We start from the raw sequence: 24929 nt of genomic DNA, 5'->3' as shown, positions 1-24929 counted from the left end.
GATGACGACGGCGTGGATGAGGACAATGAAAATTCTGAGATCACTGAATAAAACACTTAAATTGCTGGAACCACCTCCGAAACTGACAATAAGTGAATATGCTGAAGAATATATGGTTTTAACAAGTGAGTCATCAGCAGAACCCGGAAGATGGAGACCAGACAGAGCACCTTACCAAAAAGGCATTATGGATGCTGTTTCTGATAGAGACATCAGAAAAGTTGTAATAATGAGTTCGGCACAAGTAGGAAAAACATTAATTTTACTTATGATAATAGCTTATTATATTGATCACAAAGCTTGCCCTATGATGATGGTCATGCCTGTAGACAAGCTCTTAAAAGTATTTTCGAAAGACAGACTTACACCAATGATAAAAGTAAATAAGCGAATAAGAAATAAAGTTTTGGATGAAAAAGCAAGAGATTCAGGAAATACAACATTGTATAAAAGTTTTCCCGGAGGAAGTTTAACATTAGCAGGAGCGAATTCAACATCAGATTTATCATCAAGATCAATAAAAGTGTTAGTTTTAGATGAAGTAGACAGATTTCCTGCATCTGTTGGAGGTGAAGGTGATCCTGTAAGACTCGCTGAAAAGAAAACGACAGCATACACAAAAACTATGAAATTAGTGTATGTTTCCACTCCAACAATTGCGGGTATTTCGAGGATAGAAAAAGAGTTTAAAAATTCTACTATGGAGGAATGGTCTTTAAAATGTCCTGCTTGTGGGGATTACCACATACCTAAATTCAAAGAATCTTTAAATTTTGATCCTACAGCTGCTGATTATCAGCCGATTACTATGACTTGTAGTAAATGTGGGGTAATGAGTACAGAAAAAGAGTGGAAAAAAGGAATGGGGAAATGGCTAGTTACAAATACTGAATACCAAGGAACTACAAGAGGATTTCACCTAAATGAGCTTGTTTCACCATGGAGAACTTGGCAGGAAATAATCGAGGATTTTCTAACTGCTAAAGATGATCAGTTATTATTACAAACATTCGTAAATACATCGCTAGGAGAAGTATGGGGGGCCAGAGGGAAAACTGTTGATGATATGGTTCTTTTGAAAAACAGAGAACACTATGGCTGCGAGGTTCCTGATGATGTGCTTGTACTGACAGCAGGGGTGGATACTCAGGGTAATAGACTTGAAGTAGAAGTTGTCGGTTGGGGGTTAGGACAGGAATCTTGGGGGATACAATATGCAGTATTTGTAGGAGATCCAGCACAGGATCATGTATGGAAAGAATTGGAAATGTTCCTTGATAAAAAATTTAAATATTCTAATGGAACAGAAATAACAATATCTTGTGTATGTATTGATTCAGGAGGTCATAACACTGATAGTGTATATAAATTTGTGAAACCTAATGAATTTAAACGTTGGTTTGCGATAAAAGGAAAAGGCGGTGAAAGAATACCGTTAACAAGTAAGCCAAGTAAAAATAATAAGGCAGGAGTTAATCTGTTTATGGTAGGAGTTGACGGCGGGAAAGCAAATGTATATTCAAGACTTAGTATAGAAAATCCCGGACCGAAATATTGTCACTTTCCGATTGAGGAAGAAAAGAAATATAATGCGGAGTATTTCTTATCGCTGACATCAGAAAAAATGATAATACAGGACAATGGGAAAATAATATGGAAAAAATTAAGAAAAAATAACGAGGCTTTGGATTGTAGAAACTATGCGATGGCAGCGTTTGATATATTGAGTCCGCAACTGGAGAGATTATATCAACTGCCAAGAGGAGATTATTACAATACTAGAAAAGTAGTAGCTAAAGTAAAAACAAGAAGAATATTATCGAAAGGAGTGATGGTTTAATGGTGCACAGTATAGAATTTTGTAAACGTCGTTTAGATATGTGGCTAGAAGCAGAAGAAGCGTTGGCGACTAGCCAAAGTTATAAAATGGGAACACAGGAATTAACAAGGGTAAATCTATCACAAGTACGGAAAATGATAACTTACTGGGAAAATGAGTTGGAAAAAGCCAAAAATGGAGGGAAAAGGTATAAATCATTAAGGGCAGTTCCAAGAGATCTGTAGAAAGGAGAGTATGATTGAATGTTATCGATAAAGCAGTATCAATAATAAGTCCCAAAAAAGGTCTAGAGAGAATAACTGCGAGAAAAGCTATTGATGTATTTAATACTGGGTACTCAAATCATGGTGCCAACACTTTTAAAAAATCAGTGATAGGTTGGTTTTTTCGAGGAGGGTCTGTAAAGCAAGATGTATATAAGAATAGAAATATATTAGTACAGAGATCCAGAGATTTATATATGGGGGCACCTTTGGCAACAGGTGCTTTGAAAACAATAGTTAAAAATGTAATAGGATCGGGTTTAAAGTTAAAATCGACATTAGATTTTGAAAGTTTAGGTTTGACAAGAGAGAAATCTCAAATTATACAACAAAAAATTGAAAAAGAATTTAACTATTGGGCTGAGAGTAAAGTAGACCAACAGGGAGTTTTAAATTTTTATCAGGTACAAGAATTAGTATTTTTAACAACTTTGTTGAACGGAGAATGTTTTATAAAGCTTAATTATTTTAAAACAGAAAAAAATCCCTATGCTTTAAAATTGCAGATAATAGAGCCCGATAGGATATTTACACCATTGGGAAAAGAGAAAGAGTATACGGAAGGAGTGAAATTTGACAGCAATGGTAGGGTAAAATCATACAGAATAACTAATAAACACCCATTAGATACAGACTTTTCAGGGAATGAAGAAGTAAAAGACATTAAAAGATATGGAGAAGAAGGACAACTTAATTTAATCCACATACTTTAAATGATAGAGAAATAAGACCATTGACTGATCTTGTGAACATCAAAGAGCCGGATATAAAGGAATATAATGTTGAAATAAAATATTATATAGAAAAGTCTGATGAAAGCAGATCATCTGAAATAGGAAATAATGTTAATGCAGCTGTTCAGGAATGGGTAGATTGGCAGAAGGCTAAATTAGGACGGGATATAAATACAGATGAACTTATTCATAGACTTAAAGTGGCAGGAGTAAAAAGAGTAACTATAACCAACCCAGTATTTACAGAAATAGCAGAAAATACGATTGCTGTAGCTAAGGAACCTTATATTATAAAATCAGAAGGGACTGAGCAAGAATGAAAAAGTTTATTTCTGATGTAAGTTTATTAGACTTAATACCTTTTAACTTTAAAGATGATGAAGACACTTTGTATATATTAAAATCTATAGATCATATATTAAGAAAATTTATTGCAAACATTCCTGAAGTAATACTTTTAGACAGAATAAATGAACTGGAAGAATGGAAAGTCGATGAACTCGCCCTTGATTTACATGTAGATTATTATCGGGAAGACTTAGATATTGAACAGAAAAGAGAACTTATCAAAACTTCCCTTCTTACCCACAGGACAAAAGGGACACCGTTTGCAGTAGAAATGATATCAACTATATTATTTGGAGCAGGAAAGGTACAAGAGTGGTTTGAATATTCCGGACAAGTAGCAAGGTTTAAAATTACAACAGCAGGAGATCTTAAAGATGAAAAAGATTTTCAAAAAGTAATAGAAGTAATAAATATTTATAAAAATCTAAGATCATGGCTGGATAGCCTTACGTTTAAAAGAGATGATCAAAGTAACTTATATTTTGGTCATATCTCAAAAAGAAAAAATGTATATATTTTGAATAGTGCAATTATAAATATTCCGGATGAAGTAATAGAAAATAATCTAGGAATAGCAACACAAGAATTAAGAAAAATAAGATTGAAATAGAAAGGAGCAGATAATGGCAAGTTTTAACGGGTTTATTCTTACTAACAAGGGAAGGGAATTATTGGCAAAAGCAGTGGAAGGGGAGCAGCTTACTTTTACAAAAATGGAAGTAGGAGATGGAACTTTTACCGGAGATATAAAAACATTAACTGCATTAGTAAGTAAAAAAGATGATTTTAATATAAATCAGATAACAAATCAGGGAAATGGTCAAGTGGTGTTAAAAGCAATAATAAATAATCAAAGCACGACTACAGGATATTACATCAGAGAAATAGGAGTTTTTGCTCATGGTGCTAATAATATAGAAATATTATATGCATACAATAAAGCAATAGAAGCAGATTATTTTCCGGCTTTTAATAGTTCAAATGCTGTAGAGTTTGAATATAATAATATTATCATAGTGGATCAGGCACAAAATATAACTGCTGTGATTGATCCAAGTATGACTTATATAACAAAGGAAGAAGCTGCTGAAAAATATGTAGGGAAAGATCAGATTGCTACTGAAAGTGGTAGAGGTATAACGTCAGGTCTGGATATTAGAGAAGGTAAAACTGCATATGTTCTGGGGGCTGAATATGGCGGAAAGTTTGGAAGTGACTTAACAAGTATAGAAGCAAAGAAAGTATATTATTACTGGGACAATGTAAAAGAAATATATATTCCTTATAAAGCTTTGAACAGTGATATAAAAGAAAGTGGATTTATAACACCCTCAATAGCTAATTTTGTTGATGTCAGTAACGCCAATAATTCTGATATAGTCTATACAGATGGTCCGTACACAATATCATTAAATTTAAAAGAAAGCATTCTTTGTGTACACATTGATAAGCAAGAAATAACATATTCGATTCAAAGCCTATTAGCCATATTAAGTAACTTTTGTAAGGTGTTTGGCTATGGATACGGACCAGCAACAATTATTTCTGATTTTAAAGTATTTCAACCGCCAGACTACAGGGTTTTAAGCTGCTTTGGCTTATACGTCAATCCGAATTGGGTTTTTTGGGCTGGGGAAGCTAATACCCCTGTGGAATCTACTTTATATCATCTGCATTCGGGAACGGTAAGTATAAAATTAGTAAAAGTCTAAGGAAAGGAATGGGAGAAATGTATTATATATATGATAAAAAAGGTATTTTGATATCTACACAACAAACTGGAACAGATAAAGAATTTAAGCAAGAGTTTTCAGAAAATATATTTATATCTAATGAGTATTTGGGCGAAAAAGCAATTGTTGAGGGAGATTAGATCAATGATAAGACTTGACAGAATAAATGAGAAATTAGAAGAACTGCAAGATGGCGAATGTATCAAAGATAATGAAATTATCATGGTAGAAAAGCCTAATAATTTCCATTTCTGGGATACTAATTTATGATCAGGAATTAGAAATAAATGCCTTAGAAGAAGAAATTGGAACTTTAGAAGGGGAGATATCGGGACTATATGATGAACTGGACAAAGCAACAGCAAGAAAACTTAAAATGAGAGAAAAGCAGCTTAATGAAGAGATAGAGAAACTTAATGAGAAAATAGAAAATAAATATAAAAGATATGAAGAACTGGAGGGATAAAATATGTATAAATTCGGAAGTAGATCATTGAATAATCTAAAAGGAGTTCATCCTAATATGGTAAGGCTCATGAATGAATCAATAAAAGATAGCCCGTATGATTTTACCATTACTGAAGGACTGAGAACAGCAAAGAGACAGAACGAACTATATCAGCAAGGAAGAGCGAAACCGGGAATAAAGGTAACAAGCCTAGATGGATATAATAAAAAGTCAAATCATCAGGCAAAATCAGATGCTTATGGTTATGCAGTAGACCTTTATCCATATATAAATGGAAGTGTAAGGGTGGAATATGAGAGATACAAAAAAGAAACAAATGCAATAGCAGAGCATATATTAAGTACTGCTAAAAGATTGGGAATAAAAGTAGAATGTGGAGGATATTGGAAAAGTCCTTTTGATCCACCACATTTTGAACTAAAAAAATAAATTATAGGAGAGTGAAAATTATGGAACTAATGGCAAAGATGTATATTGTAGGAAAAATCAACGAATGGATAAGAAAAAGAATTTTGGAAGAAGAAATTGTAAGTAAAGGAAAAGCCGGAGCAGATAAGCTTCAAAACATTCTTGACGAACATGTATGGGATAATATAGAAAAGTTCATTAAATCGGCAAAATCAAAGGATAATAAGTTTATTCCTAATTTTATAGAAGATTTTTCAGAAGATATCTTTGGTGGGGTATTTACTGAAATTAAAGGAATACTGAATCTGAGAGAGTTATTGGAAAGCATATTTTCAGATGAGAAAAAAGCAATAGGAATATAATATACAGGGGGAGTCATGAATCCAACACAAATAAATATAGAAGAAGTAGAAAGATTGACACAAATAGCAGCAAGAGAAGGAACGGCTACATTAATAGCAGTAGTATTCATAATATTAGTAATGCCATTCTTATGGATTCAGTTTAACAGGATAAATAAAACTCTAATTAATATAGACCGGAATACAAAAGGTTATATATCTGATGAGGCATTAAAAAATGTATTAGAGATTTATATATCAGATATACGGAATAAAGAACAGAGTTACATATATAACAAAATAGAAAAGAATCAACTTGCTGAATACTACGAAGGATATATTGAAAATAATATACTGAATAGAGGATTGGCTCAGGTAAATGAAAAACGGGAAGCTCTGATCAGTCTAACTACTTACAATAATGTAAATCAGTTTAGAAGTATAACAGAAAAAAACCTGACATACCATATAAGTAAAATAAAAAAAGTATTTTCAGAAGAACTGGCAAGAGAAAGTATTGATTATGAGAATCTGAAAAGTGTAACAAATAGAGAAATGGAACTATTTGAATAAGAAACAATAAATCAATTAAATAAAATATTTTGAGAACCTGTGAGGGTTCTTTTTTCTTGTAATTATTATTATTTTATGTTATATTAATTTATGATTGAGAAGTTTTAATAGGGAGGGGTGTATTTAAATTAGCAGGGAAAATAAGGAGTATTTAATTCTTGAAAGTGAGCTTACTTGCGATAAAGGAGAATTTGAAAGTAAGTTTGAAGTATCTCCTAAGAAAATATTAAATTACAGGGTTATCATGTAGCAAGTCAGGCAGATAATGTGGCAGGAAAACATATAAAATCATTTGGCAGCTGTAGTGTTATGGGAAAATGTAAAATGGAATCAGATTTATATGGTCAGTTTTTAATTTGGTTTGAGACTTATTCAAAAGTAATATTTGCAGGAAGTGAGGCATTACTTGAGGATAGTTATTGTTTTTGCCCGTATGGCGGGAAGATAACAGTATCAGACAGTAAACAGATTGATTATGCTTCAGCAATGACAGAATTATTTGGAGATTTTGCAGACACAGTGGAGCAGATGAAAGATAGTATAGAAGGTTTATCTGATATGGCTGTAAAGTCTTTGATAGGAATGTTTGACGGGGCAATGACAGAATATTATGCAAATGAGGAAAACAGATTAAAAAATGCAGTTCGCGATATGGAAAGAAATAATACAGGAAATTCTTATATGCATATGCAGACAGGCTATAACCCAAGGGAAGAACTGGCACAGTTACAGAGGAGCAAAGCAATCTATGAATCTAATAACTGGCAGGATATTAAAAATGTGAATTTAAGAGATGTTTATGCTAAAATGCAGGAAAATCCTAATAAAGTAGATCTGGGACCGCGAAAGATATCAGGATTAATGGCTTTAACAAATCCTTTATTTGCAGCAGGTTATTATATAGAAACAAAAGTAAGGGATATCCGTTCAGTACTACCTGATATGACAATAGGTGATTTCTTTAGCAGGGGAACAAGTAAAGAAGGAATAACAGAGCTTTGGGAAAAAGGAATGGATTGTCAAAACAAAAAAATGCTTCCTGGGGTGTTAGGTTATCATCCATTGCAAGCAGCATATTCAGGAGGGTATACAAATTATGACCCAATGGAATCAGCTCAGATAGTAAATTCATTAAGTGATGATGGAAAAGCGGCATATATGTTAAGGAAAACGGCGAATGACGGGATGTCAGCATATAACGAGGTTTATGGATATTATCAAATGGTTAAAGCTATAGATATGGCAGGAAAAGGAAAAGTTAAAACTGGAATCAAGGAAAAAGAAGTAAAAAAACCGACTTTAAGGCAAGAAGAATTAGTAAAAAATACAGCGATAGAAATAGCTCAAGATATTGTAGATGGCAAAATAAGAAAGACAACTGGCGGAAGGCTTCCCGCAAAATCCTTAACAGTTGCTATTGACCTTGATACAGATGAAATTTACTATGGTGTAAGTGGAAAAAATAATAATCCAACAAGATTAAAACCGTATAATGCAAAAATGAGTAAATTTATGGAAAAGGTAAACAATGAATCTTTAACAAATTATACGCTAGATAATTGTGGAGAATTTTGTGCTTTAAATAATGGATATAATTCTGGCGGGAAAAATTTTGCTATATATAGTGTAAATATAGTCAAAGGAACATATAAAGCCCCATGCCCTAATTGTGTACTGATGTATGATAGCGAAGTACATTTTATATTTGGTGTAGAATATTGGAATTGGTACTATAATAAAAATGATATTAGCGTAGAGAGGAAGTAACATGTATAATTTTGATAAAGATATTTTAGAGACACTGAAAAAAAGTGGATGGCAGGAGAATAGAGAGATTCCCATTCATAATATTCTTGAATATTATGAAAAAATAAGATATGTTTGTAATGATATGCAATTAAAATTTTTAAAGAATTTTTCTTATTTGGAAATTACTTTTGAAAATCCACATGTTAAAAAATTCCCCCGTTTAAAAAATATACCAGTTAGATTTATGCTGTATCCGTTAGATGCAGCAGAAAGTGTTTTTAGAATGAGAGTTAGAGATTATGAAATACATTTTAATAAAAATATGATTCCAATAGCAGAAGTTCCAACAGAAGAGATGACAGTATTTCTAGCAGAAGATGGTGTTTTTTACGGTGGATTTGATGAAAGTGTTATAGAATTTGGAAATAATTTGAATACAGTTCTGTATAATTTGAAAAATGGGATTACTTCGCCAATTATAGAGGTTGAAGATTATGATGATGAAAATTATGATTTGGATAGAGAATTTATAAAAGAAAGATTGAGAAATATGAAGTTGTAATCTATTAAGTAAAGAATGGAGTTAAATGATGTCAGAAAAGGCATTTGAAAATTGGTTGTTATTAGCAGCGAAGGTTACTGAAAATCTTGATAGTACAGAAAAATTAAAATGTCCAAGATGTGGTCATAAAGATATCGATTATTTGTATATAGGGAATTTTAAATCAAAAGTTGGATACTTGCAGGTATGGTGTAATTATTGTAATCATGGAATACATATTAGTAGAGTTTTAATCCCAGAAGGAGCTAAGGCACTATCCTTTGAAAGTGATATTGAAGTAATAAATAGTATTGTTCCTAATTATATTAAGGTACATCCTTGAGAATTGGTGGGCAAGATATAAAGCTAGAAATAGGTTGAAATAATAGGCTTAATAAAGAAAGGGGCTGTATCAAAATAGATATGTTTTTTAATGCTGATACAAGATATAGTAATTAAAAAAATAAATTTATCAATATCTTGTTACTGATTTATGTATAATTCTATTTTAATGCAGTCCCTTTTTAATATATATTTTTGAGGTAGCCGAGTAAAAAAATATTCAAGTTAATTAACTTTATAATATCAGAAAAACTTGATGAGAGTAAAAAAATATAGAAATAGAGATGGAGCAGTTCGAAGAAAGAGCTGTGACAGATTTAAAAAGAATTATTTTAAGAACCTGAGAAGGTTCTTTTAATATCTTTAAAAATAAGATATAATTGATAAAAAAGGAGGGAATGGATGAAAAGACCTACACCATTAATAGTAATAACTGTGTTGATTTTATTATTTGCATTGATAAAAATGGGAGCTTTGATAGTATATTTTTTTACGAAAGGGGTAGGAATAAATTATATGCTTTATTTTTTTATAGAGTTTTTGTTTGGCCTATTATGTTTTGTTTCAGGAATTCTAATATTATTAAGAAAAAAATATGGTTATATATTATATAGGGTTTTGATTATAGCAATGTTGCTTGTATATTATGTTGTAGCTAAAACTACTGATTTATTAGATAGCTCAAAATCTTTAGACCCTATTTTAATTCCTGCAATTCTATGTTTTATTCTGATGGCTATAGTGAAAAAAACAAAATATTTTGAACCTGAATAATTAGGTTCTTTTTTAAAATAATAATGTCTGTATCTATCAAGTACAGACATTATTATTTAGTAACCTAAATTTTTATCTTTTCGATAGAGATAAGCAGAATCAAATACAAGTTTACAATTTGAACCGCCTTTAGCTTTACATTTTTTGATTAAGTTATCAATTCTTTTCTCATATTGTTCCCAAGTAGAACTTCCGAATGATGAATATGTTACCATTACACCGTTGGATGAAACTGCCGCAAGAGAAATGCCACCAGGGATTTTTTGTGATTTTTCAATTTTACACTCAGATGTTCCGCAATTTTTTAAAGCTTCATTTTGTGCTGTTTTTTTATCATAACCAGTACCGACTCCATAAATGTTTTTATTTTTGTCATAAGAAAAAGCATACCATTTGGTTAAAACTGGCTGACTAGGTGTATTATTATTATAAACAGGACAATATTGACCAGTAGTAACATAGCCACCACCAGGACATGTACATATTTGAGCACTGCAGCCATTAGCTAAAGATTGCACGCTAAGAACGCCAAATAATATTAAAATAAAAAACAATAATTTTTTCATATATTTTTCTCATTTGAATAAATTTAATTCCTCTTTGAATCATGAATAAATTATAATTTATTAGATGAAAAAAACAATATATAAATTAATGGAAAAAGATTAAAATATTAAGTTAGAGGACAAATTGAATGGATCTTTTCTACTTTGTATAAATAGTGTATATTTAATTTTAAAAGGATTTAAAGGGAGTGTATTATGATAGAAAAAATATTGTTCGAATATTATATTGATGGTAGTGAATATGAAATGTTTTTATTAGCGTGGGATAAGGTGACGATAACAAATAAAAATATTTATGTATGCGGAACAGGCCGCCATGCGTGGCGTGAAAAGTTTGAACGTTATTTAAAAAAAGCCGGAAAGAAAAATCGAATATGCCTTTTGGATGATTTATCTGAAATATATAATGAAAATTTGGAGATTATAAATAAATATGAAGAACTGAAGAATAAATTTCTTGAATATCTAAATTATAGTAGGTAAACATTGCTGTTGAAAAATTACTAGAAAGTTTTTGTAGGACTAAGAAGTGTCTTTTTTATTTGTAATAAATTAAACTTATAATATAATAATTTATAAAATATTTTATAGGGAGGTTTATGTATTTATGGAAAAAGGCAAAAAGAAAACAGGTCTTATAGTAGGATTAATAGTTTTTGGAGTTTTAGCTTTAGGTAGTATTGGGATTACTGCGATATCTGATGATTCTAAAACTACAGAAACTGTTTCAGCTAAACCAGAGGAAAAGAAAGCAGAACCGCCAAAACAGGTGGAATCTCCGAAAGAAGAGATTAATCAGGAAGAAATAACGAAAAAGAAAGTAAGTGAAGAAAAGAAAAATTGTCAGAATATGAGGATGCTCATTTATCAACATGGAATACAATGAGTGAAAGTATGCAAAAATCAGACGTTTTCGCATCATATGAATATGCTGATAAAGCATTGGAACAGGTAAAAGCGATTTGGTTAGATTCTGACAAACAAAGTTGGGGAAATACGGGTGATGCAGAATTTGATAAACTGTGTAAAGAGTTGAAAAAAGAAACTAACATGGCTTATTATCTCAAAATGGAATCTCTGAAAAAGTAAAACCTCAAATATTGGCTTATTTTGATGATTTTATACCTGAAGCAGATAATAAGCTATCAGATGATATTCCAGATCAAAATAAAAAAGCAGAATTACTCCTGCAGGTTCTTCCGTATATAGATGAAAAAAGTTTAAGAGATCATTTAGTGGCTAAGATAATAAGACTTGTAGATGACAGAATACAGGGAGAATATAAATCTGATAATTTACATATGAGATTTATAGAGAGTTATACATAAAAGCGAAAATGAAAGTTTTAGATCAATTGTAGTTGATGGAGATGCTAAGGATATAGAAACTCCACCTAATACGTATATTACAAATTGCATGGGATATAAAGTGATGATTCAGAAGAAATAAATTATATTTTTTTTGTTCATCATAATATGAGACCGGATTTTTCTGGTCTTTTTTATTTATAATTTACGGAATTATACCACATAATATAAATATACACATAATATACAAAATGGTGTTGAAAGCCTTATTTATAGGCAGTTATATTATATAATTATAACATATAATAAATAAAATATATATAAAAGTATTAAAAGAATAATTCAGAATAAACAGGGATTTTTCATAATAAGAACAGTTGAAAATTATGCGAAATAAAGTTATAATTACAGGGTGTATATTTATCAGAGAAAACTTTTCTCCGGTGAATACAGAAAGAAAGGAGAATGAAAGAATTAAAGCTGATTTTCTTATATTTCTTTGTATTTTTCTCGGCTATGCCCTGCAGAACCGAAAAGACAGACCGGGAAACAGCATTATAAACAATAAAACTATGTGATAAAAACGGGGTATCTGGAAAAAATAGAGTAGAGATGTAGCAGGAAAGGGAATAAAGTATAAATATGAGAATATACACATATGGAAATTCTGTGGAAAGAGAAAAATGTACTTACAGCAGATGAAACAGAATACAGAATTTTTATAACCAAAAATAATAAAATTTATTATTTACAGTTAAGTTAAGGAAGAAAATTTAAAATTTTTTGGAAAAATCCAAAAAGAGAAATAAAAATTTGTAAAATATTCAAAAAAGTACTTGAAAAAAATGAAAAAATGTATTATTATGTTTTTAGCACTCAGAGTTAGTGAGTGCTAAAAAAGAAAAAAACTATGATAAGGAGGGTTAACATGAAAATAAGACCATTAGGTGAAAGAGTGTTAATCAAACAGACAAAACAGGAAGAAACTACTAAAAGCGGGATTGTTCTGCCTGATACGGCATCAAAGGAAAAACCCATAATAGGAGAGGTCACTGCAATAGGTGAAGCTATAAAAGAGATAAAAATAGGGGACAAAGTAATATATGAGAAGTATGCCGGAACAGAAGTAAAGGATAATGACGATGTATATCTTCTGCTTGAAGTAAAGAATGTTTTGGCAGTTGTAGAATAATAAAAACGAGGAGGATAAAATGGCTAAGCTGATAAAATTTAACGAAGAAGCTAGAAAAGCGTTGGAAAAAGGAGTAGATGCTTTAGCTGATACAGTAAAGATAACTTTAGGACCAAAAGGGAGAAATGTTGTATTAGATAAAGGATACGGACTTCCAACTATTACAAATGACGGAGTTACAATAGCTAAAGAAATAGAACTTGCAGATCAGTTTGAAAATCTTGGTGCACAGATAGTAAAAGAGGTAGCGACTAAATCAAATGATGTGGCAGGAGACGGAACAACTACTGCCATAGTACTTGCACAGGCTTTGATAAAAGAAGGACTGAAAATGGTTTCATCAGGAGCAAATCCTGTATTCCTTAGAAAAGGAATGGAAAAAGCAGCTAAAAAAGTAGTGGAAGAATTAGGGAAAAGAGCTAAAAAAATAAACAGCAATGCTGAGATAGCTCAGGTTGCTTCTATTTCAGCAGCAGATGAAGAAATAGGAACATTAATAGCACAGGCTATGGAAAAAGTAGGAGAAAACGGTGTAATTACAGTAGAGGAAGCTAAATCTCTTGATACTACACTGGAAGTAGTGGAAGGAATGCAGTTTGATAACGGATATCTTTCTCCATATATGGTAAGTGATGCAGAAAGAATGGTTTCTGAATTAGATAATCCATTTATTTTAATAACAGATAAAAAAGTAGCAAGCATGAAAGAACTTCTTCCTGTACTTGAAAAAACAGTAGAAACTGGAAGACCTATGCTTATTATTGCTGAGGATGTAGAAGGGGAAGCACTTGCTACATTAGTAGTAAATAAATTAAGAGGTACACTAAATGTAGTAGCGGTAAAGGCTCCGGCATTTGGTGACAGAAGAAAGGCAATGCTTGAAGATATCGCAGTATTAACTGGCGGAGAAGTAATTACCGAGGAAAAAGGAATAAAGCTTGAAAATGCAGATATTACTTCACTTGGGCAGGCTAAAAAAGTAAGAGTAACAAAGGATCATACAGTAATAGTAGATGGTGCCGGAGATTCTGCAGTTATAAAAGGAAGAGTAGGACAGATACAGGCTCAGATACTGGAAACTACTTCAGATTATGATAAAGAAAAATTACAGGAAAGACTTGCTAAATTATCTGGAGGAGTTGCAGTGGTAAAAGTAGGAGCTGCTACAGAAACAGAAATGAAAGAAAGAAAATTAAGAATAGAAGATGCGCTGAATGCTACAAGAGCAGCTGTAGAAGAAGGAATAGTTCCTGGAGGAGGAACAATCCTTGTGGAAATTTCTAAATCTATAGAAGAATTTAAGCTTGACGGTGAAGAAGGAATCGGTGTGGAAATCGTTAAAAAAGCACTGTTTGCACCATTAAAGCAAATAGCAATTAATGCAGGAGCAGATGCGGGAGTTATTCTTGAAAAAGTAAAATCTTCAGAACCTGGAACAGGTTATGATGCGGCTAAAGAAGAGTATGTGAATATGATTAAAGCCGGAATAGTAGATCCTGCTAAAGTAACAAGATCAGCTATACAAAATGCTGTATCGGTTTCATCGGTATTATTAACTACTGAAGCAGTAGTGGCAAATGAAAAAGAAGAAAAAGCAATGGGTGGCGGAATGCCTGGCGGGATGATGCCCGGAATGATGTAATATAAAAAAATGATGACTGTGAAAGCAGCCATCATTTTTTCTTAAATATCTTTATGCTCTTTTCCCCGTCATCAAAATACTGCGCCTGAATTTTCAGAATATCATCCTCATACTCAAAATTTTGGTTTCTGTAAATACTGGAGATATCATTCCACATAAATAAAAATGAATTATTTAATGCATAAGAGTTCTCAAATATTAATGATTTATACTGATTAAAAGAATCAATTTTTGTGATATTCGTGATAAGTGTATATTGATTTTGGTATTTTGATATATTTTCTTCCATTTTTTCAATGAAATAGGTTTCAAAAGTAGTTTTGGCCCCTTGGAGTTCATTCTCATATTCCGAAAGCATTTTTCTGATTACTTCCAAAAATTCTTCATATGATATGGAATTCAGTCCGAAAAGGATTTGATTAAAAAGTGTATCATAATTATCCACTGTATCAAAAAATCTCAGAATATTATTTATCTTCTCAAATTTGGCTTCTGTAAGTGAAAAGAAATCAAAGCCTGTAACTTTTGCATTTCTCTTATTGCTTTTCTTGACTTTATTGTAAAAAAACTTGGTTTGGGAAATTTTATTGATTTCATTCAATGATGGCTGCAATACATATTTTTCAAAATCATATATTCTTTTATAGCTGTTTTTGAGATGCAGGACTTCTTTAAGCTTGTCTATTTCTATCTTGGTGTACGGGAAGTCTGAAAGTTTGTTAAGTAAAAAATTATATAAATGTATTGATGAAAATGAAGAAAATGAAAAGAATACATTTATATTGATCTCTGATAAAAAGTGCTGATTATTAAAGGTATTAATGAAATCATTGGAAAAAGTAAGCTCTATTTTCTCATTATTAATGACTTTGTAAGAGGATATTATGGAAAAGCTTCCTAAATATTCTGATTTGGAAGTTATGATATTATAGCTTATATTAAGATTTTTGAAATCATTTAAGATATTAAAGATTTCATCATTTGAAAATAAGTTTGTTTTATTTTTTAGGTTTACAATGGAACAGTTAAAAATTTTTTGGTTTTTGAATTCATTATTATCTAAAATGAATTTCATAATTTTTTTGTCATAAAAGTTAATTGTCCTGTTTAGATCAAGAAAATTTATCATAGTTTTATCACCTTTATATAGACGAATACGAATATGAATTAATTCGTTCAATGTTATTGTACTATATTTTAAAGGCACTTGTAAAGTAAAATAAAAAAAATTAGACGAATGGCAAAAAAGACTTATTGTATAAAGGTAAAAGGGATAGTAAAATATTAATAGTAAAATAAATATCTTCTGTTTTGAATATATAAAAAAAATTTTAAAGGGGTGAAAATAATGATTAATGAAAATATGATAGCTTTGAAAGAAAGCTGTAAAACACCGGAAGAAGCAGTAATTAGAGCTGGGGAGCTCTTGCTGAAAAACGGTAATGTAACACAAAATTACATAGATGCGATGGTAAAATCTTATAAAGTAAACGGAGCATATATAGTAATAGCACCAAGATTTGCAATGCCTCATGCAAGACCGGAAGAGGGAGTTTTGAAAGCAGGTTTTTCTATTCTTACCTTAAAGGAAGGTGTGGAATTCGGGAGTGCTGAAAATGATCCGGTGGATCTTATTATAGGTCTGGCAGCCAATAATAGTAATGAACATGTAGAAGTAATACAGAAAATAACAGAGATTTTTTCTGACAATGAAAAAAGAGAAACAATATTTAATGCAGAAAATAAAGAAGAAATAATGAAATTATTTAAGGAGGAACAGTAATGAAAGTATTGACAGTTTGCGGATTAGGTATGGGAACAAGCCTTATCTTAAAAATGAATGTGGAAAGCATATTAAAGGACAATAATGTAAAGGCAAATATAGAGCATATGGATGTATCGGCAGCAAATAGCACTGATGCAGACCTGATAGTAACAAGTAACGAACTGGCCGGAAATCTGGAAGGACACAAGGCAAAACTTGTGGTAATAAAAAACTTCTTTGATAAGGAAGAAATAATCGCGGCCCTGAAAGAAGCAGCAATTATTTAATATAAAAAAATTTGGAAAGGGAGAGTGAAAAATGTTAATACAGATTTATGATTCAATCATCAAGCCGCTGTCATGGATTGCTACCAATATTTTTGGCGAAGCATTTATTTTAGTGGGAATAATAGTTTTACTGGGATTAGTTCTCCAAAAAAAGTCAATCAGTGCTATAGCGAGCGGAACAATAAAAGCGATGATCGGGTTTCTGATAATAGGTGCAGGAGCCGGAATAGTAGTCGGAGCATTGGTAATTTTTCAGCCTATGTGGCAGGAAGTATTTAATTTACCGCCGCAAAATCTAGGCTCATTTATTGGGCAGGCAGGTTTTATTGATAAATACGGAAGTGTGGTAACTTTTTCCATGGCAATGGGATTTTTGATAAATATCTTACTGGCAAAATTTACCAAATTTAAGTATATTTATCTTACAGGACATATGATGTTCTGGACAACAATGATATTTGCAGGAATAATGGTTAACACAGCACCTGAAATAGCACCATGGAAATTAATCTTGGTTCTATCTGTATTTATGGGGATATACTGGACACTCCAGCCAGCATTGGTACAGCCTTTTTTGAGAAAGATAATGAACAGCGACAACATAGCTTTAGGTCATACATCAGCATCAGTGGCAATACTGGGTGCAATATTTGGTAAATTTCTCGGGAATAAAGAAAGAGATTCAGAACACATAAAGCTTCCTGAAAAGCTGGAATTTTTGAGAGATTCCAATATAGTAACGGCATGTACAATGGGACTGTTATTTCTGGTAGGAGCAGCTATACTTTCTACTAAAGATACTGAAGGAGCTAAAGCTTTAATAGCTCAGGCAGGACAGACAAACTTTTATGTTTATTCCATAAAGCAGTCATTTATGTTTGCCGGTGGAATAGCAGTAGTACTAATGGGTGTAAGAATGTTTATAGGAGAAATAGTTCCGGCATTTAACGGTATCGCGGAAAAACTGGTACAGGGCGCAAGACCGGCTCTTGACTGTCCGGTAGTATTTCCATATGCACCAAATGCAGTAATACTAGGTTTCCTAGGAGCATTTATAGGAGCATTATTCTGGCTTGTGGTACTTGGAAAAACTGCAGGTTATGTATTTGTTCCGACAATGATAGTTCTCTTCTTCCATGCAGGTACAGCAGGAGTATTCGGAAACTCTACCGGAGGAATAAGAGGAGCAGTAATAGCAGGTTTCATAACAGCAACAATAGTAGCAATAGGACAATATTTAATGGTTACTTTCCTTATTACACATACTATACCGGATACAGCAATGTGGGCAGCGGATTCTGATATGTTTATTTTAGGAGTTATATTTAAGTTCATTGCTCAGATAATAGGATAGCAATCAAGAAGAGGTGAAACATGAGTTTTATAAGAACTTTTTTTAAAGATATAGATCCCGAAGATTTGGGATTTACATATTCACATGAACACATAGTATGTATACCGCAGTATTGGAAAGAAAAAAACGCAGATGACTTATTACTTGATGATCCTGAAAAGTCAAAGCTGGATGTTCTTGACTTTAAAGAACTGGGCGGAAAAACAATAGTAGATGCCACAGCAATAGATTATGGAAGACAGGTAGAAGAAGTAGCAAAAATTTCAGAAGAAACAGGAATTCAGATAATAGGTACAGCAGGATTTAACAAAAGCTTTTTATGGAAAGCTCATTTAACAGATCATTTGAAAAAAGTCGTAGGTAATTATTCTACCTATGGTGATTGGATAGAGGATAAGAGTATAAATGAACTTGCAGATTTTGTAATCAAAGAAGTGGAAGTAGGACTGGAAGGGACAGGCTTTAAGGCCGGTCAGGTAAAATTCGGAACATGGTATAATTCTATTTCACCTCTTGAGGAAAAGACAATAAGGGCTGTGGCAAGAGCACATAAAGCTACAAAAGCCCCAGTACATTCACATACAGAAGCCGGAACAATGGCTTTGGAGCAAATAGAAATTTTGGAATCCGAAGGAATAGATATAGGAAATGTATCTTTCGGGCATATGGACAGAAACCTTGATCCATATTATTATCAGGAGATATTAAAAAAAGGTGCATATCTGTCTTTTGACGGAATAGGTAAAATAAAATATGCTCCTGAAAGTGCAAGAATATCAGCAATTATAGAACTTTGTAAAAAAGGTTATTCTGATAAGATTTTGATAAGCGGTGATACTGCAAGAAAATCTTATTACAAGCATTATGATTATGGTTTAGGTCTGGAATTCATTATAAAAAAATGGATACCGAGATTTATAATAGAAGCAGACAACGCCGGATTAGACGGCACAGGTCTGATTAAGAAATTTTTTGTCGAAAACCCTAAAAATTGTTTTACTTTTAAAGTATAAAAATGGTAATACCCGCCTAAAATTTTGATATAGAGAAAGAACAGGAGAAACGGTGGTTTCTCCTTTCTTTGAATTCAGTACTTTTATCAGGAAATGGAGTGAAATATGAAGTATCAGGAACAAAACTCAAAAGAAATAAAAGAAATTATAGAAAAGGTAAAGGTAGCAATCCTGCCTTTGGGAGCAGTAGAAGCACACGGACCTCATCTTCCTTTGGGAACAGATAATTATCTTTCGGAAAAAATTGCTGAAAAGCTTTCTGAAAATGTAGAATGTCTGGTTTTTCCGACACTCCCTTATGGACAGGTATGGAGTCTTGAGGAATTTCCGGGAAGTGTAAGTCTAAGTAATGAAACTCTGATAAATATGCTTTATGAGATCGGAAAAAGCATGTATAAAAATGGTTTTAAAATATTTGGAATAATAAACGGCCATCTTGGAAACGGAACCGCAATAAAAGAAGCACAAAGAAAATTATTTTCAGAGTTCTCAGATTTTAAAACATTTAACTTTTTTTATACAGGGACTGATAAGGTCATACAGGAAGTAAGGGAAACACAAAAGCTTCATAAGAATTATTTTCATGCAGACGAACTGGAGACATCTTATATGCTTTATCTTGCAGATGAGTATGTGGAAATGTCAAAAGCAATTAACGGAAATCCGGATTATCCGGAATATATAGATATAACGCCTGTAAGATGGACAGAATTTACAGACACGGCAGTTATGGGAGACGCTACCCTTGCTACAAAAGAAAAAGGGAAAAAAATAGTAGATACCGCGGTAAAAAATATGAGCGATATCATAAAAAAAACTCTGGAAGAGATAAAATAACAGGAGGTTTAACTATGTTAAAATATAAGAATGAGATTTTGAAGATTATAAATGAAGTTTTTGGTACACAGCTGGAAAATATGGAAAAGGCTTCAGATATGCTTGTAGAAGCTGTGGAAAATAAGAATTCCATATATATTTTCGGTTCATCACATGCAGGAATTTTATCAGAAGAGGCATTTTACAGAGCAGGAGGATTTGCACTTATAAATCCCATATTTTCACCTAATTTAATGCTCAATGTAAAGCCTATTACTTTTACAAGCGAACTGGAACAGCTGGAAGGCTACGGGAAAATTTTTTTTCAAAGTCAGAATTTAAAAAAAGATGATGTGCTGATTATTCATTCTGTTTCAGGCAGAAATCCGGTTTCTATAGAAATGGCAGAGGAAGCAAAAAAAGCAGGAGTAAAGCTTATTGTAATAACAAATATGAAGTATAGTACATCTGTGACTTCAAGACATAATAATGCAAAGAAGCTTTATGAATATGCCGATGTAGTTCTGGATAACTGCGGAGTTCTCGGAGATGCAACAGTAAAGCTTGACGGACTTGAGCAGAAGGTAGCGCCGTCTTCTACTGTGATAGGAGCTGTGATATTAAATTCGATAATCGTGGATATAACGGAAAAACTGCTGGCTAAAGGATTGGATGCTCCTGTATTTTTCAGTGCAAACAGAGACGGCGGAATGGAGCATAATCAAAAAATATTTGAAGAATATAAAGATTTGATTCATTATATGTAAATAAAATAATAAAGAAACACAGCGATAAAAAATATTAGTATAAAAAAATATATTCTGTGCTATAATAATAAATATAAATTATGAAAGGTAGCAGAATATAAAAATGGAAATGAAAGATATTATTGAAAAAGTAAATCACTATTCTCAGCTTTCGAGAACAAGAGAACTTACAGAAGAAGAAAAAGAAGAACGTATAAAATACAGAAATCTTTACATGACTAACTTCAGAGCTAATTTCAAGAATCATCTTGACAGTATAAAAGTAAAATATGTGGATGAAAACGGAAATGAGATAAAAGGAAACTAATGCAGTAAAAGCTGGATAAGTAACGAAAGGTGAGGTATATGAAGAAACCACTGTTGTTAAATATTATTAGTATTGTGCTTATGATGGCGGGAATATTTTGTGTAGGTGTTACATTGCTGGCTTTGGGAAGACTTTCTCCCGATCAGCTGGCGCAGACATATCACACAAGTAATCCGGCAGTTTATATGGCACATATCGGGTATACCATTGTTTTAGGAATATTGCTTTTTACTTCCGGTTTTTTACTTTTCAGAGGTAAAGAAGCAGGACGAAAAGTATTTGTAGTTTCAGTTGTGATAATGGTAGTATATGCAGTAGTGACACAGGGAATCAAGGGAATACAGTCACTGGGAATTCCTGTTTTGGTTATTATTTTTCTTTATCAGTACTGGGGAATCAAGGATTATTTAGCTAAAGTCAGTGAAGATAAAGCAGAAAATACAATAAAAGGCAGTAAAAAAGCAAATAAAAAGAAAAACAAGTAATAAGAAATATAGAACGTAAAAAATTCACTTTTATATATTTAGAAAATGAAAGTGATTTTTTTATGAATAAATACAGAACATTAACGTTGCCGGAGAAGTGCGGAAATAAAATTTTGACTATTTTATAGTGGAAATTACAGCTTAAATTGTGCTATAATAATTTTAAAACAATAAAAAAAAGAATTTTGAAAGGAGTTTTATAATGTTACTGGAAATTAGGGAAATATACAAAAAACATGCTGAATTATTAAATAAAGAGCTAGAATTAAACGGATGGATAAGAAAGAGAAGAGATCAGAAAAATTTTGGTTTTCTTGAAGTAAATGATGGAACTTTTTTTAATGGAATTCAGGTAGTTTTTGATGACAGTCTGTCAAATTTCGATGAAATATCAAGACTAAGCATATCATCATCGGTACATGTAAAGGGAGTTTTAGTGCAGTCAGAAGGAAAGGGACAGACTTTTGAAATAAAAGCAAAGGAAATAACTATTTATAATAAAGCTGATCTGGATTATCCGCTTCAGAACAAAAGACACACACTGGAATATCTACGTACTATTGCTCATCTGAGACCTAGAACAAATACATTTATGGCAGTATTCAGAGTGAGATCTCTTATGTCTTATGCAATACATAAATTTTTTAATGAAAGAGGATTTGTATATGTTCATACTCCGATCATAACAGGAAGCGATACTGAAGGTGCCGGGGAAATGTTCCAGCTTACTACATTGGATCTTAAGGATATTCCAAAAAATGACAAGGGAGAAGTGGAGTATAAAGATGACTTCTTTGGAAAACAGGCTAACCTTACGGTAAGCGGACAGCTGAACGTAGAGACTTTTTGTATGGCATTTAAAAATACTTATACATTCGGACCTACATTCAGAGCAGAAAAGTCAAACACTCCAAAGCATGTTTCGGAATTCTGGATGATGGAGCCGGAAATTGCATTTGCCGATCTGGATGTAAATATGGACATTGCTGAAGACATGATGAAATATATAATAAGATATGTATTGGAAAATGCTCCTGAAGAAATGCAGTTTTTTAACCAATTTATAGATAAGACGCTTCTGGACAGATTAAACGGGCTTGTGAATTCTGAATTTGGAAGAGTTACTTATACAGAAGCTATAGAAATTTTGAAAAAAGCGGATAAAAAATTCGAATATCCTGTGGAATGGGGAATAGATCTTCAGACAGAGCATGAAAGATATCTTGCTGAAGAACATTTCAAAAAACCTGTATTTGTTACTGATTATCCAAAGGATATAAAAGCTTTTTATATGAAGCTGAATGAAGACGGGAAAACTGTAAGAGCTATGGATCTTCTTGCTCCGGGAATAGGAGAAATAATAGGGGGAAGCCAGAGAGAAGATAATTTTGAAAAGCTGGAACAGAGAATAAAAGATATGAACCTAAATGAAAAAGATTACTGGTGGTATATGGAATTGAGAAAATACGGAAGTGTTCCTCATTCAGGGTATGGTCTGGGATTTGAACGGGCTATTATGTATGTAACAGGAATGTTAAATATAAGAGATGTAATTCCGTTTCCAAGAGGACCTAAGAGTCTGGAATTTTAATATGATGTTCAAATTTTAAAATTATAAATTAGAGGAGTTCTTTATATGTCAAAAAGAGAAGATTATATATCTTGGAATGAATATTTTATGGGACTGGCATTATTATCGGGGAAAAGAAGCAAGGATCCTACCACACAGGTAGGAGCCTGTATTATTGATGAAGATAAAAAAATAGTGGGGATCGGGTATAACGGTTTTCCGCTCGGAAGCTCCGATGATAATATGCCGTGGGGTAAACAGGGGGATTTTCTGGAAACAAAGTATCCTTATGTAGTACATGCAGAATTAAATGCAATATTAAACAGTATAAAAAGCCTGAAAGGCTGTACAGTTTATGTAACACACTTTCCTTGCAATGAATGCGCCAAAGCAATAGTTCAGTCAAAAATAAGCAGAGTTATCTATCTTTCAGACAAGCATAAAGATAAAGATTCTTTCAAGGCTTCCAAGAGAATTCTTGAGAATGCCGGAATAAAAATTGAAAAAATCAGTTTTGGGAGTAAAAAAATAATTTTAGATTTTGATGAAACAAATTTATAAATTTATTTGATGGGGAAAATATATGATAAGACTACTTAGGAGCAAAGATGTGGATGAGGTCATGAGGATATGGTTGGAGTCCACTTTGAAAGCCCATCCTTTTATATCAGAGGAATATTGGCTTGAAAATTATAAAATGGTGAAGGATACATACATACCGTTATCAAAAACCTATGTTTTGGAAGATAATTCCAGAATCAGAGGATTTATTAGTATAATTGATGAATTATTTATAGGAGCCTTATTTGTGGAAATATTGCATCAGGGCGAAGGCATTGGAAGAAGATTAATAGAATTTTCCCAGAAGAGACATAAAGAACTGGATTTAACAGTGTATAAGGAGAATGAAAGAGCAGTTTCTTTTTATAAAAGAATGGGATTTAAAATAAAAAATGAACAAATAAATGAAGACAGCGAGAAAGCGGAGTTCAGAATGTACTGGGAGATGGAAAACAAACAGGAAATAAAAGCAGACCCCGGACTGGTATATATGAATATTGAAAGGAAAATATGAATAAAGATGAATTGTACAAAGATCTTGAACAATATTTTTTAGAAAAAGGTATCAGTGAAGGCAGCTTTAAGGAATTTTCCGAACAAAGAAAAATATCACGTACAAGTTTAAATTATTATTTCAAAAATAAAGACTATATCTATACAAAAATTCTCAGTAAAATTTTAAAAGATTTTGAAAAAAAATTTTTTGCGATTATAAATAATGAAAAGTTGTCTTATTATGAAAGAATCGATGTCATATTGGATATGTATTTTAATATAACAAAAAAGAATATAAAATTATATCCGTATATACAGCATTTAAATGAGATAGAAAAAAAAGTAAAAAATAAAAAAGATGTAAATACTGATGAGGTAATTGAGATTATTAAGAAAATATGCGATAATTTTATTGATATTACAAATAAAGAAATTCAAAATGGGAGCATCAATATAAACTATCCGAAAAATTATTTGTTTCTGATCATTTCCACATGCTTATTTCCTTTTACGACGCCTTATATAATAGAGTCTGTCATAAATATGAGTATGGAAGAATTTTATGAAAAGCATTACGAGTATATGAAATACATTTTATTGAAAGAAATAGAGATATTAAAATAAACAATAAGAGTACTTTCCCGGTATTCTTATTTTATTTTTGAAAAATACCTGACTTTAAGCAAG

General features: G+C 31.9%; 36 protein-coding genes. 34 read left to right on the top strand and 2 right to left on the bottom strand.

The features are described 5' to 3' along the window. Positions 1–25: 25 nt before the first annotated feature. The 16 genes from STERM_RS12365 to STERM_RS12305 all read left to right on the top strand — a co-directional run bounded on the left by STERM_RS12365 (position 26) and on the right by STERM_RS12305 (position 10115). On the top strand, positions 26–1840 hold the full coding sequence (locus STERM_RS12365) for a phage terminase large subunit family protein (RefSeq protein ID WP_012861961.1): 1815 nt from the start codon (positions 26–28) through the stop codon (positions 1838–1840). Beyond that, positions 1840–2064 carry a DUF6148 family protein gene (locus STERM_RS12360; RefSeq protein WP_012861960.1) on the top strand — a complete coding sequence of 75 codons (225 nt, stop codon included), beginning with the start codon at positions 1840–1842 and terminating at the stop codon, positions 2062–2064. The genes STERM_RS12365 and STERM_RS12360 overlap by 1 nt, the downstream gene beginning before the upstream one ends. A 14-nt stretch (positions 2065–2078) precedes the next feature. Continuing rightward, the gene (locus STERM_RS12355; RefSeq protein ID WP_012861959.1) at positions 2079–2816 is read left to right on the top strand and encodes a phage portal protein; all 738 of its coding nucleotides are present in this window, start codon (positions 2079–2081) and stop codon (positions 2814–2816) included. A gap of 32 nt (positions 2817–2848) precedes the next feature. Continuing rightward, the gene (locus STERM_RS12350; protein ID WP_169305406.1) at positions 2849–3157 is read left to right on the top strand and encodes a baseplate J/gp47 family protein; all 309 of its coding nucleotides are present in this window, start codon (positions 2849–2851) and stop codon (positions 3155–3157) included. Next, entirely contained in the window at positions 3154–3795 is a 642-nt protein-coding gene (locus tag STERM_RS12345; protein ID WP_012861957.1) for a phage tail protein, read from the top strand. The genes STERM_RS12350 and STERM_RS12345 overlap by 4 nt, the downstream gene beginning before the upstream one ends. Positions 3796–3808: 13 nt before the next feature. Next, entirely contained in the window at positions 3809–4897 is a 1089-nt protein-coding gene (locus STERM_RS21290; protein WP_012861956.1) for a phage tail-collar fiber domain-containing protein, read from the top strand. An 8-nt stretch (positions 4898–4905) separates the two neighbouring features. Next, positions 4906–5058 carry a hypothetical protein gene (locus tag STERM_RS22205; protein ID WP_012861955.1) on the top strand — a complete coding sequence of 51 codons (153 nt, stop codon included), beginning with the start codon at positions 4906–4908 and terminating at the stop codon, positions 5056–5058. Next, positions 5042–5188, top strand: coding sequence for a hypothetical protein (locus STERM_RS22200; protein ID WP_169305405.1), 147 nt, complete (start codon positions 5042–5044; stop codon positions 5186–5188). The genes STERM_RS22205 and STERM_RS22200 overlap by 17 nt, the downstream gene beginning before the upstream one ends. Continuing rightward, complete coding sequence (locus tag STERM_RS22770) at positions 5157–5384, top strand: hypothetical protein (protein WP_115388793.1); 228 nt, start codon at positions 5157–5159, stop codon at positions 5382–5384. Before STERM_RS22200 ends, STERM_RS22770 begins: the two co-directional genes overlap by 32 nt. A gap of 3 nt (positions 5385–5387) precedes the next feature. Then, entirely contained in the window at positions 5388–5816 is a 429-nt protein-coding gene (locus tag STERM_RS12335) for a M15 family metallopeptidase (RefSeq protein WP_012861953.1), read from the top strand. Positions 5817–5836: 20 nt separating this feature from the next. Beyond that, on the top strand, positions 5837–6157 hold the full coding sequence (locus tag STERM_RS12330) for a hypothetical protein (protein WP_012861952.1): 321 nt from the start codon (positions 5837–5839) through the stop codon (positions 6155–6157). 15 nt (positions 6158–6172) lie between these two features. Next, the gene (locus tag STERM_RS12325; protein WP_012861951.1) at positions 6173–6709 is read left to right on the top strand and encodes a hypothetical protein; all 537 of its coding nucleotides are present in this window, start codon (positions 6173–6175) and stop codon (positions 6707–6709) included. 267 nt (positions 6710–6976) lie between these two features. Continuing rightward, positions 6977–8476 carry a DUF4280 domain-containing protein gene (locus STERM_RS12320; RefSeq protein ID WP_041309966.1) on the top strand — a complete coding sequence of 500 codons (1500 nt, stop codon included), beginning with the start codon at positions 6977–6979 and terminating at the stop codon, positions 8474–8476. 1 nt (position 8477) lies between these two features. Then, a complete protein-coding gene (locus STERM_RS12315) occupies positions 8478–9020 on the top strand; it encodes an SUKH-3 domain-containing protein (protein WP_012861949.1) in 543 nt (180 codons plus the stop codon). A 28-nt stretch (positions 9021–9048) separates the two neighbouring features. Then, entirely contained in the window at positions 9049–9342 is a 294-nt protein-coding gene (locus STERM_RS12310; RefSeq protein WP_012861948.1) for a hypothetical protein, read from the top strand. A 401-nt stretch (positions 9343–9743) separates the two neighbouring features. Beyond that, positions 9744–10115, top strand: coding sequence for a hypothetical protein (locus tag STERM_RS12305; RefSeq protein WP_012861947.1), 372 nt, complete (start codon positions 9744–9746; stop codon positions 10113–10115). 56 nt (positions 10116–10171) lie between these two features. Here the strand turns inward: STERM_RS12305 and STERM_RS12300 are convergent, their stop codons facing one another. Then, on the bottom strand, positions 10172–10681 hold the full coding sequence (locus tag STERM_RS12300) for a DUF4189 domain-containing protein (RefSeq protein WP_012861946.1): 510 nt from the start codon (positions 10679–10681) through the stop codon (positions 10172–10174). A gap of 195 nt (positions 10682–10876) precedes the next feature. On the opposite strand from STERM_RS12300, the gene STERM_RS12295 reads away from it, so the two are divergent. The 6 genes from STERM_RS12295 (at position 10877) to groL (ending at position 14822) form a co-directional block, all read left to right on the top strand. Continuing rightward, positions 10877–11164, top strand: coding sequence for a hypothetical protein (locus STERM_RS12295; protein WP_012861945.1), 288 nt, complete (start codon positions 10877–10879; stop codon positions 11162–11164). 124 nt (positions 11165–11288) lie between these two features. Beyond that, a complete protein-coding gene (locus STERM_RS12290; RefSeq protein WP_012861944.1) occupies positions 11289–11567 on the top strand; it encodes a hypothetical protein in 279 nt (92 codons plus the stop codon). After that, positions 11564–11770, top strand: coding sequence for a hypothetical protein (locus STERM_RS12285; RefSeq protein WP_012861943.1), 207 nt, complete (start codon positions 11564–11566; stop codon positions 11768–11770). Before STERM_RS12290 ends, STERM_RS12285 begins: the two co-directional genes overlap by 4 nt. Positions 11771–11781: 11 nt before the next feature. Continuing rightward, positions 11782–12009, top strand: a complete 228-nt coding sequence (locus tag STERM_RS12280) for a hypothetical protein (RefSeq protein WP_012861942.1) — start codon at positions 11782–11784, stop codon at positions 12007–12009. 907 nt (positions 12010–12916) lie between these two features. Beyond that, positions 12917–13180 carry a co-chaperone GroES gene (locus STERM_RS12270; protein WP_012861941.1) on the top strand — a complete coding sequence of 88 codons (264 nt, stop codon included), beginning with the start codon at positions 12917–12919 and terminating at the stop codon, positions 13178–13180. Positions 13181–13199: 19 nt separating this feature from the next. Continuing rightward, a complete protein-coding gene (gene groL / locus STERM_RS12265; RefSeq protein WP_012861940.1) occupies positions 13200–14822 on the top strand; it encodes a chaperonin GroEL in 1623 nt (540 codons plus the stop codon). Positions 14823–14853: 31 nt separating this feature from the next. Here groL and STERM_RS12260 read toward each other — a convergent pair whose 3' ends face one another. Continuing rightward, entirely contained in the window at positions 14854–15951 is a 1098-nt protein-coding gene (locus tag STERM_RS12260; RefSeq protein ID WP_012861939.1) for a replication initiation protein, read from the bottom strand. Positions 15952–16170: 219 nt separating this feature from the next. Here STERM_RS12260 and STERM_RS12255 point away from each other — a divergent pair, with 219 nt between their 5' ends. The 12 genes from STERM_RS12255 (at position 16171) to STERM_RS12200 (ending at position 24866) form a co-directional block, all read left to right on the top strand. Further along, positions 16171–16605 carry a PTS sugar transporter subunit IIA gene (locus STERM_RS12255; RefSeq protein WP_012861938.1) on the top strand — a complete coding sequence of 145 codons (435 nt, stop codon included), beginning with the start codon at positions 16171–16173 and terminating at the stop codon, positions 16603–16605. Then, on the top strand, positions 16605–16874 hold the full coding sequence (locus tag STERM_RS12250) for a PTS sugar transporter subunit IIB (RefSeq protein WP_012861937.1): 270 nt from the start codon (positions 16605–16607) through the stop codon (positions 16872–16874). Before STERM_RS12255 ends, STERM_RS12250 begins: the two co-directional genes overlap by 1 nt. A 31-nt stretch (positions 16875–16905) precedes the next feature. After that, a complete protein-coding gene (locus STERM_RS12245; protein ID WP_012861936.1) occupies positions 16906–18228 on the top strand; it encodes a PTS ascorbate transporter subunit IIC in 1323 nt (440 codons plus the stop codon). A 20-nt stretch (positions 18229–18248) separates the two neighbouring features. After that, positions 18249–19241, top strand: coding sequence for a phosphotriesterase family protein (locus STERM_RS12240; RefSeq protein WP_012861935.1), 993 nt, complete (start codon positions 18249–18251; stop codon positions 19239–19241). Positions 19242–19346: 105 nt separating this feature from the next. Next, positions 19347–20078 (top strand): creatininase family protein, encoded by a 732-nt coding sequence (locus tag STERM_RS12235; protein ID WP_012861934.1) that lies wholly within the window; start codon positions 19347–19349, stop codon positions 20076–20078. A gap of 14 nt (positions 20079–20092) precedes the next feature. Continuing rightward, positions 20093–20824, top strand: a complete 732-nt coding sequence (locus STERM_RS12230) for an SIS domain-containing protein (RefSeq protein ID WP_012861933.1) — start codon at positions 20093–20095, stop codon at positions 20822–20824. A gap of 109 nt (positions 20825–20933) precedes the next feature. Beyond that, complete coding sequence (locus STERM_RS12225; RefSeq protein WP_086015027.1) at positions 20934–21131, top strand: DUF896 domain-containing protein; 198 nt, start codon at positions 20934–20936, stop codon at positions 21129–21131. Between the two features lie 38 nt (positions 21132–21169). After that, a complete protein-coding gene (locus STERM_RS12220; RefSeq protein WP_012861931.1) occupies positions 21170–21616 on the top strand; it encodes a hypothetical protein in 447 nt (148 codons plus the stop codon). Positions 21617–21818: 202 nt separating this feature from the next. Then, positions 21819–23207, top strand: coding sequence for an asparagine--tRNA ligase (gene asnS / locus STERM_RS12215; RefSeq protein ID WP_012861930.1), 1389 nt, complete (start codon positions 21819–21821; stop codon positions 23205–23207). A 45-nt stretch (positions 23208–23252) separates the two neighbouring features. After that, positions 23253–23747: a deoxycytidylate deaminase gene (locus STERM_RS12210; protein ID WP_012861929.1), complete on the top strand. Its 495-nt coding sequence runs from the start codon at positions 23253–23255 to the stop codon at positions 23745–23747. 22 nt (positions 23748–23769) lie between these two features. Continuing rightward, on the top strand, positions 23770–24261 hold the full coding sequence (locus STERM_RS12205; protein ID WP_012861928.1) for an N-acetyltransferase: 492 nt from the start codon (positions 23770–23772) through the stop codon (positions 24259–24261). Further along, positions 24258–24866, top strand: a complete 609-nt coding sequence (locus STERM_RS12200) for a TetR/AcrR family transcriptional regulator (RefSeq protein ID WP_012861927.1) — start codon at positions 24258–24260, stop codon at positions 24864–24866. The genes STERM_RS12205 and STERM_RS12200 overlap by 4 nt, the downstream gene beginning before the upstream one ends. The last annotated feature ends 63 nt before the right edge of the window (positions 24867–24929 follow it).

Origin of the sequence: Sebaldella termitidis ATCC 33386, from assembly GCF_000024405.1 — a bacterium.
Taxonomy (GTDB): Bacteria; Fusobacteriota; Fusobacteriia; order Fusobacteriales; family Leptotrichiaceae; genus Sebaldella; species Sebaldella termitidis.
The sequence above is the reverse complement of the archived record's forward strand: the minus strand, read 5'-3'. Positions and strand labels throughout refer to the sequence as shown.